We start from the raw sequence: 16,069 nt of genomic DNA on the forward strand, positions 1-16,069 counted from the left end.
GAGGGCCAGGATGGCCGCGCTGGCGTTGCCGGCGTTGCTGCTGCTCGGCTGCGCGGGCGACCAGAGCGTGCTGCTGCCGCCGCAGCAGGCCTCCGACGGCGAGATCGCGCCGCGGGTCAGCACGATCCAGCGCGCCTCGGAAAGCGAGCATCAGCGTCTTCTGGCGGCCTTCGGCGGCGAATATCGCGCGCCGCGCGCCCGCGCCCTGCTCGACGAGGTGGTGCAGCGTCTGTCCAAGGCCGGCGAGGGCCGGATCGGCACCTATGAGATCACCATTCTGAATTCGCCGGCGGTGAATGCCTTCGCACTGCCGAACGGCCGGCTCTACGTCACCCGCGGCCTGCTGGCGCTGGCCAACGACACCTCCGAGATCGCCTCCGTGCTCGCCCATGAGATCGGCCACGTCACCGCCCAGCATGCGGTCGAGCGGGCGGAGCGCGAGCTGGAATCGGCGCTGGTCAGCCAGGTCGTGTCTCAGGTGCTGAACGATCCGCAGCAGGGCGCTGCGGTCAAGGCCGTGTCGAAACTCTCGCTCGCCAAGTTCTCGCGCCAGCAGGAGCTCGACGCCGACCAGATCAGCGTCCGGACCATCGCGCGAGCCGGCTACGACCCCTATGGCGCCGGTCGCTTCCTGGCGGCGCTGGGGCGCAACACCGCGTTTCGCAACAGCGGCCAGAACCAGACCGCCGACGACAAGCGGCTCGACATGCTCTCCAGCCACCCGCAGACGCCTGAGCGGATCGCTGCCGTCACAGCCTCGGCCCGGCAGATCGGCGCGCCGGGCCTCGGCGAGCGTGATGCCGGACGCTGGCTCGCCGCGATCGACGGCATCGCCTATGGCGACGAATCGCGGGACGGCGTCGTGCGGGGCCGGCGCTACGTCAACAGTGCGCTGCGGATCGGCTTCACCGCGCCGGAGGGCTTCAGCCTCGAGGCGGCGCGCGACATGGTGATCGGGCTGAGCGCCAACGGGGCGCAGGCGCTGCGCTTCGACTCGGTGACGCTCAAGCCCGATCAGACACTGGAATCCTATGTCGCCGCCGGCTGGATCGAGGGTGTCGAGACGAGCGCGATCGAGCCGCTTGAGATCGCCGGCCAGCCGGGTGTCATCGCGGTCGGCAAGGGCACGGACTGGATTTTCCGCCTCGCCGCCGTGCAGGCGGGCAATCGCGTCTATCGATTTATCCTCGCGGCAAAAGGCGGCGCCGATCCGGAGCGGCCGATGCGGGCGCTGTTGTCGGGCTTCCGGGTGCTGAGTCCGGAGGAGGCGCAGGCGGTGCGGCCGGTGACGGTGCGGATCGTGACGGCTGCCGCCGGCGATACACCGGCGACCATGGCAGCGCGCATGCCGGAGCAGGAGCGGGCGCAGGAGCTCTTCATGGTGCTGAACGGTATCGAGCGGGGCGGCGCCCTCGTCCCGGGCCAGCGCTACAAGATCGTCGCTGAGTAGCGGGGCGACGCTCTTTCACGAAGGCGCGATGCGCGGTGTCGGGCCGTGACCTGCGGGCGCGAGCGGCTAAGCTGGCGCGATCGGCGGCGGGGCGGGTGGCCCTCGTCGCAGCGGGAGATGGCCATGGCGCTCGATCGTCGCATCGTCGAACTCTATGACGAATACACCCACAAGCCGCTCGACCGTCGGGTCTTCTTCAACCGGCTGATGGTGCTGGCCGGGTCCGCTACGGCGGCCGAGGCGGCGCTCGCTGTGCTCGAGCCGAATTACGCCCAGGCCCAGCAGATCGCGCCCGACGATGGCCGCCTGACGAGCGAGCGGCTGGAGACGAGCGTCGATGGTGTCGCCCTCAGGGGCTATCTCGTCGCGCCCAAGGCGGCCGGCCGCCGCGGTGGCGTGCTGGTCATCCACGAGAATCGCGGCCTCAACCCGCATATAGAGGATGTGACGCGGCGGATGGCGCTGGCGGGTTTCACGGCGCTCGGCCTCGATTTCCTGACGCCGCTGGGCGGGACGCCGAAGGATCCCGACGAAGCGCGTGCGCTGTTTCCCAAGCTCGCTGCCGACGACGTGCTGCGCCAGGGCCGGGCGGCGCTGAAGCTCCTCGCCGCCCGGCCGGATGCGACGGGCAAGACCGGGGCGGTCGGCTTCTGCTGGGGCGGCGGGGTGGTGAACGACCTCGCCGTCTCGGTGCCGGAGCTGGCGGCGGGCGTCGTGTTCTATGGCCGCTCGCCCGACCTCGCGAAGGTGCCGCAGATCAAGGCGCGGCTTTTGATCCAGCATGCGGCGCGCGACACGCGCCTCGTCCAGCAACTGCCGGACTATGAGGCGGCGCTCAAGGCCGCCGGCATCCGCCATGAGGTGATCGTCTATCCCGACGTCGACCACGCCTTTCACAACGATACCAGCGCCGAGCGCTACAATGCCGCGGCGGCGAAACAGGCCTGGGACAAGGCGGTCGCCTTCCTGGCGGCGGAGACGGGGGCGGCGTAACGGCTCCGGACCGCTCCGGAACGTTGTAGCGAAGGGTTCCTGACATGAAAAAACCCGGCGGTCGCCCGCCGGGTTCGTCTGGTCTCGCGAAGGAGAGGGCCCGATCAGGCGGCCTCTTCCTGCAGGTCGTCGTTGTCACCCTCGACATCGCCCTCGGCGGCTTCCACCACCTCGCCCTTGGCCGGGCGGCGGGGCGACTTGGCGAGCTGCGCCTCGATCTTCTTCAGCGCCTCGGTCTCGGTGACGTCATCGACCACCGCGATCTCGCGGGTCATGCGGTCGACGGCGGCCTCGTAGAGCTGGCGCTCCGAGTAGGACTGCTCCGGCTGCGCCTCGGAGCGATAGAGGTCGCGCACGACCTCGGCGATGGCGACGAGATCGCCCGAGTTGATCTTCGCCTCATATTCCTGGGCGCGGCGCGACCACATGGTGCGCTTGACGCGGGCGCGGCCGGTCAGCGTGGTGAGCGCCTTGGTGACGCTCTCGGCATCGGCGAGCTTGCGCAGGCCGACGCTGGCGGCCTTGGCGGTGGGGACGCGCAGCGTCATCTTGTCCTTGGCGAAGCTGACGACGAACAATTCCAGCTTGAAGCCCGCGACTTCCTGCTCCTCGATCGCCGTGATCTGGCCGACGCCATGAGACGGATAGACGACGAACTCGCCCGTCTTGAAACCCTGGCGCACGACAGCTTTCTTCACCGTGGACATGCCGTTAAGACTCCTGACCGGACCGCTGGACGCGGGCTCGCGATGCTCAATCTCCGGCCGACCGACCGGAAACACTCTGCCTGGGACGCAGGCTTTCGCCCTCGCCCCACGCTCCCTCAGCCGGTCGTTTCTGATATGCCGCCGAGACAAAGACAGGGGAAGCTCCGGCAACGACGCCGGCGGCTCTCATCATCTCTGGCTGGGGGCGCCCCGTTTGTGAAAAACCTCGCAGGGGCATGCGGAACGAATGCGACTGGTGCTATGATGTAGCATAAAAAACACGCCGAATCAAAGGTAAACGCAAGCTCGGCGCAAGCCCCGCCCGAACAGCGGCTCTGTGGTTAACGCCGCGGTCGAGGTCCGGAGCGCGGTCCGCGTCAGTCGCCCTCGCCGGGATTCGGCGAGAACTGCTCGAGCTTGCCGGCGACGCCGTCGAAGGCCTTGGCGTCGGGCGGGGCGTCTTTCTTCTGGGTGATGTTGGGCCAGCTCGCCGCGTATTTCGCGTTCAGTTGCAGCCAGCTCTCGAGGCCGGGCTCGGTGTCCGGCTTGATCGCCTCGGCCGGGCATTCCGGCTCGCAGACGCCGCAATCGATGCACTCGTCGGGATGGATGACGAGCATGTTCTCGCCTTCATAGAAGCAGTCGACCGGGCAAACCTCGACGCAGTCCATGTACTTGCACTTGATGCAATTCTCGGTGACCACATAGGTCATGTCGCAGGTCCTTCCCGTCTCCCAGCGCCGCCCATAAAGCGCTCAAACCCGTCCGGTTCAAGACCGTTTGGGTCGTCCCGAGAGCAGGACCCTCTCTTTTGTCCCGTCCCGCCACGGCGCACCCCGCCGAGCTTCCGCGGGGATCGTTTGTGTACAAATGAATTTCGTTTTAGCTGCCGCCCTCGTCCTCGGCAAGAGGCGGATCGCCGCGCCCGCCCTCGTCGAGGCGTTCATAAAGCAGTTTTGCCCTTTCATACGCCTCGCGCCGCTCGCCAAGGCCGATAACCCGCACCACGGCGGTAGCGTGCGGCAAGGCCAGGGTGAGGACGTCGCCGAGCTTCAGCCCCTGGGCCGGGTTGAGGATCCGGCGACCGTCGAGGCGGACATGGCCCTCCTCGACGAGACGCACCGCGGCGGGGCGCGTCCGGGCGAAGCGCGCGAACCAGAGCCATTTGTCGAGCCTTTGGCGGTCCTCGCGCATCGCGTCTCAGGGGCGGCCCGGCATTGCGTCAGCCCTTGCGGCCTTCCATCTGGGCCTTGAGAGCCGCCAGCTTGGCGAAGGGCGAATCCGGATCGGGCTCGCGATCGGCCGGCCGCGGGCGCGGCGGCTGCTGGAAGCGCTCGCCGCCGCGGTCGTCGCGGCGCTGGCCGCCGCCACCGGGGCGTCCGTCGCGCTTGAAATCGGGCCGAGGGCCACGGCCTTGCTCCGGCCGGCCGCCACCCTCCGGGCGCGGGCCGTCAGGCCGCTGTCCGCGCCGGTCGTCGCGCCGATCCTGCCGCCGGTCGTCGCGACGCGGCTCACGCTCCGGACGGGGCGTCGCGGCTGCGGCATCGCCGGAGGCGGCCTGGGCGGGGACGGGTGCCTCGCCCTCGCGGCGCGGACCGCCGGGGCGCGGGCCGCGGTTGGGCCGGTCGCCGCGGCGTCCGCCGGGCTGGCGCTCGCCGGGGGCGCCCTCGCGGGCACCGCGCGCGGGCTCGGGGCGCCGGCCGCCCTGGTGGCGGTGCGGGCGCCAGACCTCGATCATCTCGGGTTCGGCCGGAGCCGCCGGGGCGGCGGCGGGCGCCTCTGCGGCAGGCTCGGCGACCGGTTCCGCCGCCGTCGCGGGCAGGGCCGAGAGCAGATCGGCCGGCACGGGCTCTGGGGCCGGCTCCAGCTCCTGCGCCGTCAGGATCGGGGCGTCGGGCGTCTCGGCAGCCGGCGCGTCCGAGGCGACGACGTCCGCCGCCGCCTGGTCCAGGTCGGTGGCTGTCGCAGGGGCCTGCGCCTCGACCGTCTCGCCGGAGGCGACAGCCTCACCGGCTTCGACGGGCGCTTCGGCCACGGTCTCGGCAGCCGCGGGCTTCACGGGGGCCGCGGCGAGCGGCACGGTGATGGCGGGACCCGGCCGCTTGACCGAGACATAGCCGAGCGAGCGCAGGATCGAGGCGAAATCCTCGCCCGCGCAGCCGACGAGGGAGGTCATCGCGCCGGTGACGACGAAGCCGTCCTGATCGGCCGAGCCCGCAGGCGGGGTGCCCTGCGTGACGCCGGGGCGGTAGGCGATGGCAGGACGGATCAGGTCCGCCAGGCGCTCCAGAATGTCGACGCGCACGGCCCGCTCACCGCAGACGCGGTAGCCGGCGGCGCGGTAGAGCCCCTTCGGCACCGCCTTGTCGACCGGGAAGGAGGTCCGGCCCGAGGCGGCGAGATGGGCGATGTCGTCCAGCCCCGACAATTCGGGGCCGCCATGCTTGAGCGCCCAGAGCTGGGCGGCCAGCGCGCGGGGCGCAGGCTTGAGCAGGGCCGGGAGATAGAGGTGGAAGGCGCCGAAGCGGATGCCGAGCTGGCGCAGCGCGGCGCGCCCCTCCTGGTCGAGCGCCTTCATCTCCTCGCCGACCTTGGCGCGCTCGAGCACGCCGAGCGCCTCGGCCGCCTGATAGGCGATGCCGCGGGCGATGCCGGTGAGGGTCGAGGCCTCCTCCAGCAGCGGCAGCGCGCCGAGCAGGCGGGTGATGTGGTTCTTCAGCCAGAGCTGCAGCCGCGCCTCGACCTGCTCGCGGGCCGGACCCGTGAGATGTTCCTCGACGAGCAGGCGCAGCCGCGGCTCGATCGCCTTCTCGCCGGCGACGAGACGGGCGACCGGCTCGCCGACCCAGCGCAGCAGCCCGTCATGCGAGAGCACAAAGGCGTCGTCCGCGGCGAGGACGACGCGCGCGGCGCGTGCCTCGATCTCGCTCGCCAGCGCCTTCAGGGCGGCCAGGTTCAAGGCCTTCGCCTCCGGCCCGCCGGCCTTCGGGTCCGCCGTAAAGCGGAAGCCCTGCAGCATTCCGACGTGCTGGCCCTCGACGAGCACGTCGCCCGTCGTGGTGACCTCAGCCTCCAACATCGCATTCTCCCGCAAACGGCGCAGCAGCACGCTGGTGCGCCGGTCGACAAATCGGCTGGCCAGACGCTCGTGCAGAGCGTCCGAGAGCTTGTCCTCTACAAGACGCGCCACCCCCTGCCAATGCTCAGGATCGGGCAACCAGTCGGGGCGGTTCGCGACGAAGGTCCAGGTGCGGACCTGGGCGATGCGTGCGGAGAGCGTGTCGATCTCGCCATCGGTGCGGTCGAGAGCCGCCAGCTGGGTGCGATACCAGTCGATATCGAGTCGGCCATGGCGCATCAGGCGCAGATAGAGGGTGGTCGCGAGGTCGGCATGCTGCTGCGGTGCGATCTTGCGATAATCGGGCAGCCCGCAGACTTCCCAGAGCCTCTCGACCGCCGGCCTGCCTTGCGCCAGCGCCTTGATGTCGGGATCGCGCGCGAGGATCTCCAGCGTGTTCATGTCCTCGGCGATCAGAGCGCGCGTCAGCCCGGCCTCGCCCGGCTGAAGGTTCAGGCTGTCGAGAAGCTGGGCGACCGAGCGGAAGTCGAGATCCGTGTTGCGCCATTGCAGCTGCCGCATCGGCTCGAAGCGATGATTCTCGATCGCCTCGACGAGATCGGCCTCGAAAGCCGGGCAGCGACCCGAGGTGCCGAAGGTGCCGTCCCGCAGATGGCGCCCGGCCCGGCCGGCGATCTGGCCGAACTCGGCGGGGTGCAGCTTCCGAAAGTGGTGGCCGTCATATTTCTTGTCGGCGGCGAAGGCGATGTGGTCGACATCGAGGTTGAGCCCCATGCCGATCGCGTCGGTGGCGACGAGATAGTCGACGTCGCCCGACTGGTAGATCTCGACCTGCGCGTTGCGGGTGCGCGGGCTGAGCGCGCCGAGCACCACCGCCGCGCCGCCCTTCTGCCGGCGGATCAGCTCGGCGATGGCATAGACCTCCTCGACCGAGAAGGCGACGATGGCCGAGCGCGGCGGCAGCCTTGTGATCTTGCGGTCGCCGGCGAACATCAGCTGCGAGAGCCGCGGACGCGTCACCACGTTGACGCCGGGGATGAGCTGCTCGATCACCGGCTTCATCGTCCCGGCGCCGATCAGCATGGTCTCGGCGCGGCCGCGGCGGTTCAAGAGCCGGTCGGTGAAGACATGGCCGCGGTCGAGATCGGCGGCGAGCTGAATCTCGTCGATGGCGACGAAATCGACCGCGAGATCGCGCGGCATCGCCTCGACGGTGCAGACCCAGAAGCGCGGGCGCGCAGGCTTGATCTTCTCCTCGCCTGTGACGAGCGCCACCGCCTCGACACCGGCCTTCTCGACGACGCGCTGATAGACTTCGCGGGCCAGCAGGCGCAGCGGCAGGCCGATCATGCCCGTCGGATGGGCGACCATCCGCTCGATGGCGAGATGGGTCTTGCCGGTATTGGTCGGCCCGAGGACGGCGGTGACGCCGTTGGAGCGGGCCGAAGGCGGCAGGGAGCGTGGAGGGAGCAAGGCCGACGCCGATCGTGGTGAGTGCCGGGCCGGGCGTCCCTCAAGCGGGCCGCTGCGGCATGGTGCCAGCAGGAACTAGGAGGCGGAACGAGTCCCGAACGAAGCGGGCCCGAATCGCTGACGCGGTGGGAATCGGGGTTTGTTCTCGCAGCCTGCAAGTCGGGCCGCGTTGCGCCTTCCGGGTCGGGATCGCTGTCTCGGCATCGCCTGTCCTCCGATGGTCGCGCACCGGACGCCCGTCATCCGCCGCAGAGCCTATCTAGGCATGGTTCGTCGGGAAACGAGGGTCTGAAGAGCAGGCGGCGCTCAGCCGAAGAGATCGGCAAAGATCTCTGCCGCCTCGTCGGGCGCCTCGACATGGACGAAATGACCGGCGCTCTCGCAGAAGGTGATCTCTGCGTCGTCGAAATGTTCGGGCACATAGGCGGCCCATTCCGACTTCAGCACGGGGTCATGGCGGCCCCAATGCACCCGCGTCGGCTGGTGGATGCGCACCGAGGGCGTCGGATGTCCGTCGATCGCCGCCAGCCGCGCGGCATTCTGGCTGCGATACCAGTCGAAGCCGCCGCGCAGATTGCCAGGCTTCATGAAATTATCGATCCAGAGTTCCAGCGCCGGATCGAAGGCATCCTTGCGATGGCACCAATGCGTCAGGAAATGGGAGAAGTAGAGCGCGCAGGACTGCCGGCTGAGCCCGATCAGCGCCTCCGCCAGCGGCAGTTGCTGAAAGGACTGGTACCAGACCTCGTTGACATGGCCGTCATGGACCCAGCGCCCGGCGATGCTCTGGGTCGGGCAGTTGAAGAAGAGCAGCCGCTCGACGAGCTGAGGATGGCGCCGGGCCATCGCCTGGGCCGCATAGGCGCCGACGTCGTGACCGACCACGCCCACCGAGTCGAGGCCGAGCGCGACGACGAGCGACGCCATGTCGTCGGCATGACTGTTGGCGCCGACATCGCTGCGGGGGGCGGCCGCCTTGGCGCTGTCGCCGAATCCGCGCAGATCCGGCGCGATCAGCCGGAAGCCGCCATGGAGCCGGTTCATCAGGGGCAGCCAGGTCGCCCAGAACTCCGGCCAGCCATGCAGCAGCAGCACCGGCGGCCCGGAACCGACCTCGGCAACATGCAGCGTCGTGTCACGGACCGCGATCTGGCGATGCCTCAGGCCGGGCGGCGTGGCGAAGTCGCTGGACATAGTGGCTCCCGACAGAATTGAGGCGAGGCTAGCGTTCGACGGGCTTTGGCCGCAATGCCCGCGCGGGTTGTTGCAGCCCGGGATTGCGCTTCTCCACAGGCGACGTTGGGAGCTCTTGCCCGGTGAGGGCGAGAGCCGCAGCGTCAATGCGCGGCGTGGCTGCAGCGGCCATGGTCGGCCAGTGCCTCGATGACGGCACAGTCGCAGGCAGCGACGCCGCCGGAGCAGGTCGCGGCGATGCGCTCCAGCTCGGCCTCAAGCGAGCGCAGCCGCGCGATCTTGCGGCGGACCTCGTCGCGATGGGCCACCGCGATGGCATGGGCCTCGTCGCAGGCCATGGCTGGATTGTCGGAGAGCCTGAGCAAAGCGCGGATCGCCTCGACCGCGAAGCCGAGGTCGCGGGCATGCTTGATGAAGGCGAGGCGCTCGACATGGCGCCGGCCATAGCGCCGCTGGTTGCCCCCCGAGCGTTCGGGCGGCGGCAGCAGGCCGACCTGCTCGTAATAGCGGATGGTCTCGACCTTGACCCCGGTGCGCTCGGCCAGCGCCCCGATCGGCATCACGCGCTCGACAGTTGCGGTCGGCATCGGCTCACTCCAAAGCTCTAGTCACTGAAGCTCAAGGTGGGCGCGTGACGGGTGGTGGTCAAGAACCTCGATCAGAACGAGGGCGGCGTGCAGGCGCTGACGACCTCGCAGGCGACCGGGCCGACACAGCGGAAGCGGTGCGGCCGGCGGCTCTCGAAGTAATAGGCGTCGCCGGGGCCGAGGATGCGCCGCTCGTCGTCGACTGAGACCTCTAGCCGGCCGGAGAGCACGATGCCGCCCTCCTCGCCATCATGCGAGAGCGGCACGCGGCCGGTGTCGGTGCCGGGCTCGTAGCGCTCCTTCAGGATCTGCAGGGCGCGGCCGAAGAGGTTCTCGCCGATCTGGCGGTAGGAGATGCCGCCTTTGCCGATCTCGACCAGTTCGTCGGCGCGGTAGAAGGCCTGTCGCGGGCGGTCCGGCTCCAGCGCGAAGAATTCGGAGAGGCCGATCGGGATGCCGTCGAGGATGCGCTTCAGCGCGCCGACGGAGGGGTTCACACCGTTGGATTCGATCAGCGAGACGGTGGAATGGGTCACGCCGGCACGCTTCGCCAGCGCCCGCTGCGATAGCCCGTGGCGGGTGCGCAGATAGCGCAGCCGCGCGCCGATGTCGGTGTCGCTCACGGGGGCGTGGTCTCCCTGGTCGATATCCGCACCATTCTCACTTTGTTTTCAGCAAAAACAAGCGCTTGCTGGAAATCCGAAACAGACTTGTTCGGATTGGTCAAACGGTGCTCCCTGCCGGAAGAGGAGATCACCCATGACCATCGCCACGCCACCGCAGGCCCTGCAGAACGCCCGTTCGCTCGACAGCTACTGGATGCCCTTCACCGCCAACCGGCAGTTCAAGGCGGCGCCGCGCCTGCTCGCCTCGGCGCAGGGGATGCACTACGCCACCGAGGACGGGCGCAAGGTCATCGACGGCACGGCCGGCCTCTGGTGCGTCAATGCCGGCCATGGCCGCCAGCCGATCACGCAAGCCGTCGAGCGCCAGCTCGCGACGCTCGACTATGCGCCGTCCTTCCAGATGGGCCATCCGATCGCCTTCGATTTCGCCGAGCGGCTGGCGGCGATCGCGCCGGGCGAGGGCGCCGGCAAGCTCGACCGGATCTTCTTCACCGGCTCGGGCTCGGAATCGGTCGACACCGCGCTGAAGATCGCGATCGCCTATCAGCGCGCCATCGGCCAGGGCACGCGGACGCGGCTGATCGGTCGCGAGCGCGGCTATCACGGCGTCGGCTTCGGCGGCATCACGGTGGGCGGGCTGGTCAACAACCGCCGCGTCTTCCCGCTGCTGCCGGGCGCCGACCATCTGCGTCATACGCATGATCTGGAGCGCAACGCCTTCAGCAAGGGCCAGCCCGACCATGGCGCCGAACTCGCCGACGATCTCGAGCGGCTGGTCGCGCTGCACGGGGCGGAGACGATCGCGGCGGTGATCGTCGAGCCGATGGCGGGTTCGACCGGCGTTCTGGTGCCGCCCAAGGGCTATCTCGAGCGGCTGCGCGAGATCGCGACGCGCCACGGCATCCTGCTGATCTTCGACGAGGTCATCACCGGCTTCGGCCGACTCGGCACCCCCTTCGCCAGTGAATATTTCGGCGTGATGCCGGACCTGATGACGACCGCGAAGGGCATCACCAACGGCACGATCCCGATGGGCGCCGTCTTCGCCGCGCGCAAGGTCCATGACGCGCTGATGAACGGGCCCGAAGCCACGATCGAGCTGTTCCACGGCTACACCTATTCCGGGCATCCGGTGGCCTGCGCGGCGGGCCTCGCCACGCTCGACATCTATGCCGGCGAGGGGCTGCTGACGCGGGTGCAGGCTCTTGCGCCGCTCTGGGAGGAGGCGCTGCATGCGCTGCGCGGCGTGCCGCATGTCATCGACATCCGAACCATCGGCCTCGTCGCGGGCATCGAACTGGCCTCGCGGCCCGGCGCCGTCGGCGCGCGCGCCTATGAGGCCTTCGTGGACTGCTTCGAGAAGGGGCTGCTGATCCGCGTCACCGGAGACGTTATCGCGCTGTCGCCGCCGCTGATCTGCGAGCCCTCCCAGATCGAGGAGATGGTCTCGCTGCTGCGCGGTGCGCTGGAGCGGCTGGCCTGAGCCGGTTCAGGCGGCGCCGAGGAGCGCGCAGGCCTCCTCGGCGATGATCTGCTCCTCGTCGGTGGCGATGACGAAGGCTTCGACGCGGCTGCCCGGCGCCGAGATCGTCGCGGCGTTGCCGGCGTTGGCGCTCTCGTCCAGCGTGAGCCCCAGCCAGGCGAGGCGGCGGGCGATCGCGGCGCGGATGCGCGGCTGGTGCTCGCCGATGCCGGCGGTGAAGACCAGCGCATCGAGCCCGCCGAGCGTCGTCGCCAGCCGTGCGACCTCGCCGGCGATCCGGAAGGTGAAGAGATCGAGCGCTTCCGCGGCTTCCGGCGCTTCGCTGTCGAGCAGTTCGCGGCTGTCGGCGCTGATCCCGGAGACCCCGAGCAGGCCGGAGCGGCGATAGAGCAGGTCCTCGACCTCAGCGACGCTCTGGCCCCTCGGCCCGAGCAGATGCAGCAGCACGCCCGCGTCGATCGCTCCGCAGCGTGTCGCCATCGGGATGCCGTCCAGCGCCGAGAAGCCCATGCTGGTGTCGCGGCTGAGGCCGCCTTCCAGCGCGCAGAGGCTGGCGCCGCTGCCGAGATGGGCGACGACGACCTTTGCCTCGGCGAGATCGGGGCGCCGGCGGGCGAGTTCGGCGGCGACGAAGGCGTAGGACAGGCCGTGGAAGCCGTAGCGCTTGATGCCCTGGTCGTGCAGCGCACGGGGAATCGCGAAACGGCGGACGAGGTCGGCCTGGCTGCGGTGGAAGGCGGTGTCGAAGGAGGCGGTCTGCGGCAGGCCGGGCCGCAGGCGTGCGACGGCCCGGACCAGCCGCAGGCCCTGCGGCTGATGCAGCGGCGCCAGCGGCGTCAGGGCTTCGAGCGCGGTCACGACCGCTTCGTCGATGCGGACGGGACCGGCGAAACCGTCGCCACCATGGACGATGCGGTGGCCGATGCCCGCGACGGCGTCGAGATCGACATGCCAGGAGAGCCGGCGCAGCGCTTCGCTCAGCACGTCGTCCAGTTCCTCTCCTGGCCCGGATTCCAGGGCGATGTCGAAACGGTCGGGTCCCTCCGTCAGCTCGAAGCGCAGCGGCGCGCGGCGGAAGTCGATCATGCCCTTGCCGATGCGCCGCGGGCCCTGCGGCCCGAGCGCGAACAGGCCGAGCTTCACCGTGGAGGAGCCGGCATTGAAGGTCAGCAGGATGCGGCCGTCGTCACTCCCCATCACGCACCGGCTCCCTTGGCGGGAATGCCGGGCCCGCGCCGCGAGGCGACGAGCTTGGCGAGCGCGGCCGAGGCGATGCGGGTCTTGAGCGAATCCGAGCGGCTGGTCAGGACGATCGGCACGCGCGCGCCGAGCACCAGGCCGGCCGCGTCGGCGCCGGCGAAATAGATCAGCTGCTTGGCCAGCATGTTGCCGGCCTCGAGATCGGGCACCAGCAGGATGTCGGCCTGGCCGGCGACGGGCGAGATGATGCCCTTGGTGCGGGCGGCCTCGGGGCTGATCGCATTGTCGAAGGCGAGCGGCCCGTCGACGCGGGCGCCGGTGATCTGGCCGCGGGCGGCCATCACCGTCAGCGCCGCGGCGTCGAGCGTCGCGGGCATCCGCGCATTCACGGTCTCGACCGCGGCGAGGACCGCCACCAGCGGCTCCGCGATCCCGAGCGTGTGCAGCAGGTCGATGGCGTTCTGGCAGATGTCGCGCTTCTGCTCGAGCGTCGGCAGGATGTTGATCGCGGCGTCCGTGACGATCAGCGGCTTGGGATAGGCCGGCACGCTCATCGCATAGACATGGCTGACGCGGCGCTCGGTGCGCAGGCCCGAACCGGCCGCGACGACCGCGCCGAGCAGTTCGTCGGTGTGCAGGCTGCCCTTCATCAGGATCGAGACTTTGCCGGCCATGGCGAGTTCGACACCGCGCGCGGCGGCGGCATGGCTGTGCTCGACGGCCTCGATCGGCATGCCGTCGAGCGAGACGCGGGCGGCCTCGGCGGCGGCCCGGATCTTCGCCTCCGGCCCGACCAGGATCGGCGCCAGCAGGCCCTCGTCGCGGATCTCGACGGCGGCGATGATCGCCTCCGGCGAGCAGGGATGGATCACCGCGACGCGCAGCCAGGGCAGGGCACGGGCGTCGCGCACGAAGGCGTCATAGCGGTCGTGCCGACGCAGCGCGACCTCGGGCAGATGCGGGCTCGGCCAGGCGACGCTGGCCTGCGGCGCGATCACGGTGGCGGTGCCGGCCAGCACCTGTGCCCCGTCCTGGTTGGTGCAGGTGGTATCGAGGACGACGATGCGCTTGTCGGCGCGCTTCTCGCGGACCCGGACGGTGGCGGTGATGGTGTCGCCCGGCGCCACCGGATGGCGGAACTGCAGGTCCTGACCGAGATAGATGGTGCCCGGGCCGGGCAGGCGGGTGCCGAGCAGGGCCGAGATCAGGCCCCCGGTCCATAGTCCGTGGGCGACGATATGGCCGAAGCGTTCGCCCGCGGCGAAGCCGGCATCGAGATGCGCCGGGTTGAGGTCGCCCGAGACGGCGGCAAAGAGGTCGATGTCGTCGCGTCCGACACTGCGCTGGAGCGAGGCGCTCTCACCGACGGCCAGTTCGTCGAAGGTGCGGTTCCTGAGGATGATCTGGTCCATGGCGTCCTCAGCGTTGCAGCACATAGGTTCCGGGCGCGTCCGCGACGGGCGCGAGGCCCGCCTCTGTGGCACCCATCGCAGGCGGCGCGACGCGACCGGTCGAGCGCTCGCCGAGCCAGGCGACCCAGCTTTCCCACCAGGAGCCCTCGCAGGACCTCGCCTGCTCGAGCCATTCATCGGGGCTGATCCGGACATCATCGTGACGGCGCGTCGCGATGCGATAGTGCCGGTGCGGGTGGCCGGGCTCGCTGACGATGCCGGCATTGTGGCCGCCGCTGGTCAGGACGAAGGTGACGTCGGTGTCGGCGAGGGCGTGGATCTTGTAGACCGAGCGCCAGGGCGCGACATGGTCGCGCTCGGTGCCGACGGCGAAGAGCGGCAGGCGCAGGTTCTGCAGGGCGACGGGGTGGCCGTCGACGAGCAGGCGGCCGGTCGCGAGCTCGTTGTCGAGATAGAGCCGGCGCAGATATTCGGCATGCATCCGGTAGGGCATGCGGGTGGCGTCGGCGTTCCAGGCCATCAGGTCGTTCATCGGCGTGCGCTCGCCCATGAGATAGTCGTGGACCAGCCGTGACCAGACGAGGTCGTTCGAGCGCAGCATCTGGAAGGCGCCGGCCATCTGGTCCGAGGCGAGATAGCCGCGGTTCCACATCATGCTTTCGAGCAGGCGGACCTGGCTGTGGTCGATGAAGAGGGCGAGCTCGCCGGGCTCGGTGAAGTCCGTCTGCGCGGCCAGCAGGGTCAGCGAGGCGAGGCGCCGGTCGCCGGCCCGCGCCATGGCGGCGGCGGCGATGGTCAGGAGCGTGCCGCCGAGGCAGTAGCCCGCGGCATGGATCGCCCGGCCCGGCAGGATCGTGGCGATCCCGTCCAGCGCGGCCATCACGCCCAGGCAGCGGTAGTCGTCGAGGCCGAGATCGCGGTCGGCCGCCGTCGGATTGCGCCAGGAGATGCAGAAGACCGTGTGCCCCTGCGCGACGAGATGGCGGATCAGCGAGTTCCGCGGCGAGAGATCGAGGATGTAGTATTTCATGATCCAGGCCGGCACGATCAGGACCGGTTCGGCCTGCACCGTCTCCGTCGCGGGCGCATACTGGATCAGCTCGATCAGATGGTTGCGGAAGACGACCTTGCCTGGCGTCGCCGCGACGTCGCGCCCGACGACGAAGGCCTCGCTGCCGACCGGCCCCTGGCCCGAGGCCTCGCGGCCTGCGTCCTCGAGCGCGTTGCGGAAGCCGGCGAGGAGATTGGCGCCCCCGGTTTCGAGCGTGCGGGCCGCCACCTGCGGATTGGTGAAGGGCGTGTTGGCGGGCGACATCATGTCGAGCAGCTGGCGCGCGACGAAGGCGACGACCTCCTCGTGATGCGGGGTCACCCCCGGCACCTCGCGGGTGGCGTTGTGCCACCATTGCTGCGTCAGCAGGAAGGACTGTGCCCACAGATTGTAGGGCCAGTGCCGCCAGGCTTCACCGGCGAAGCGCTCGTCCCCCGGCAGGGGCTCGATGCAGGCGCCATCCCCGGCTCCGAGGCCGCAGGCGGCGAGATGGCCGGCCAGCTTCGTCGCCTTGCGGGCCGCCTTCCAGACCAGTTCCGCGCGCTTTCCCGGCGCGGCCGCGAGATGGGTCGACCAGTCGAGGCAAGCCAGCGCCAGTGCCGCCGGGGAAAGGCCGCCGCTGAACTGGGCGCTGAGCGCCTCGCGCATCCGGTCGATCGCGGCGAAGGCCTCCAGCCCGAGCGCATCGGCCTGCGTCCCGGTGGGCGAGGGCAGGAGCGCATCAGGGACGGTCATCGGCAATCCTTCAACCTCGACCATCTGAGTGCACCGGACCGACCGGCCGATCGGCTTCACCGCCACAGGCATCGTCGCA

General features: G+C 70.0%; 13 protein-coding genes. 3 read left to right on the forward strand and 10 right to left on the reverse strand.

Features of this window, described 5'->3' with window-relative positions:
* Positions 1-10 precede the first annotated feature (10 nt).
* Together AX750_RS04810 and AX750_RS04815 are read left to right on the forward strand one after the other, a co-directional pair.
* Positions 11-1,450 (forward strand): M48 family metalloprotease, encoded by a 1,440-nt coding sequence (locus AX750_RS04810; RefSeq protein ID WP_066716202.1) that lies wholly within the window; start codon positions 11-13, stop codon positions 1,448-1,450.
* Between the two features lie 123 nt (positions 1,451-1,573).
* Entirely contained in the window at positions 1,574-2,443 is an 870-nt protein-coding gene (locus AX750_RS04815) for a dienelactone hydrolase family protein (RefSeq protein WP_067253714.1), read from the forward strand.
* A 104-nt stretch (positions 2,444-2,547) separates the two neighbouring features.
* Here the strand turns inward: AX750_RS04815 and AX750_RS04820 are convergent, their stop codons facing one another.
* From AX750_RS04820 to AX750_RS04850, 7 genes are all read right to left on the reverse strand, one after another.
* Complete coding sequence (locus AX750_RS04820) at positions 2,548-3,150, reverse strand: CarD family transcriptional regulator (protein WP_066724096.1); 603 nt, start codon at positions 3,148-3,150, stop codon at positions 2,548-2,550.
* Between the two features lie 377 nt (positions 3,151-3,527).
* Positions 3,528-3,863, reverse strand: a complete 336-nt coding sequence (gene fdxA / locus AX750_RS04825) for a ferredoxin FdxA (protein ID WP_066724093.1) — start codon at positions 3,861-3,863, stop codon at positions 3,528-3,530.
* 169 nt (positions 3,864-4,032) lie between these two features.
* A complete protein-coding gene (locus AX750_RS04830; RefSeq protein ID WP_066724090.1) occupies positions 4,033-4,344 on the reverse strand; it encodes an RNA-binding S4 domain-containing protein in 312 nt (103 codons plus the stop codon).
* Positions 4,345-4,372: 28 nt separating this feature from the next.
* The gene (locus AX750_RS04835) at positions 4,373-7,702 is read right to left on the reverse strand and encodes a helicase-related protein (RefSeq protein WP_066724088.1); all 3,330 of its coding nucleotides are present in this window, start codon (positions 7,700-7,702) and stop codon (positions 4,373-4,375) included.
* 306 nt (positions 7,703-8,008) lie between these two features.
* The gene (locus AX750_RS04840; protein WP_082735388.1) at positions 8,009-8,896 is read right to left on the reverse strand and encodes an alpha/beta hydrolase; all 888 of its coding nucleotides are present in this window, start codon (positions 8,894-8,896) and stop codon (positions 8,009-8,011) included.
* 143 nt (positions 8,897-9,039) lie between these two features.
* Positions 9,040-9,459, reverse strand: coding sequence for a helix-turn-helix domain-containing protein (locus AX750_RS04845; protein WP_066724119.1), 420 nt, complete (start codon positions 9,457-9,459; stop codon positions 9,040-9,042).
* A gap of 95 nt (positions 9,460-9,554) precedes the next feature.
* Positions 9,555-10,106, reverse strand: coding sequence for a cupin domain-containing protein (locus AX750_RS04850; protein WP_066724085.1), 552 nt, complete (start codon positions 10,104-10,106; stop codon positions 9,555-9,557).
* A gap of 136 nt (positions 10,107-10,242) precedes the next feature.
* Between AX750_RS04850 and AX750_RS04855 the strand changes: the two genes are divergently transcribed.
* Complete coding sequence (locus AX750_RS04855; RefSeq protein ID WP_066724082.1) at positions 10,243-11,592, forward strand: aspartate aminotransferase family protein; 1,350 nt, start codon at positions 10,243-10,245, stop codon at positions 11,590-11,592.
* Between the two features lie 6 nt (positions 11,593-11,598).
* Here the strand turns inward: AX750_RS04855 and AX750_RS04860 are convergent, their stop codons facing one another.
* From AX750_RS04860 to AX750_RS04870, 3 genes are read right to left on the reverse strand one after another with little or no spacing between them, the layout of a single operon-like run.
* Positions 11,599-12,789, reverse strand: a complete 1,191-nt coding sequence (locus tag AX750_RS04860; protein WP_066724080.1) for an acetate/propionate family kinase — start codon at positions 12,787-12,789, stop codon at positions 11,599-11,601.
* Positions 12,789-14,204, reverse strand: coding sequence for a bifunctional enoyl-CoA hydratase/phosphate acetyltransferase (locus AX750_RS04865; RefSeq protein WP_156446628.1), 1,416 nt, complete (start codon positions 14,202-14,204; stop codon positions 12,789-12,791). Before AX750_RS04865 ends, AX750_RS04860 begins: the two co-directional genes overlap by 1 nt.
* Positions 14,205-14,211: 7 nt before the next feature.
* The gene (locus tag AX750_RS04870; RefSeq protein ID WP_066724074.1) at positions 14,212-15,990 is read right to left on the reverse strand and encodes an alpha/beta fold hydrolase; all 1,779 of its coding nucleotides are present in this window, start codon (positions 15,988-15,990) and stop codon (positions 14,212-14,214) included.
* Positions 15,991-16,069: the final 79 nt, after the last annotated feature.

The sequence above is a fragment of the Methylobacterium sp. CCH7-A2 genome (assembly GCF_001557075.1).
Taxonomy (GTDB): domain Bacteria; phylum Pseudomonadota; class Alphaproteobacteria; order Rhizobiales; family Beijerinckiaceae; genus Allobosea; species Allobosea massiliensis.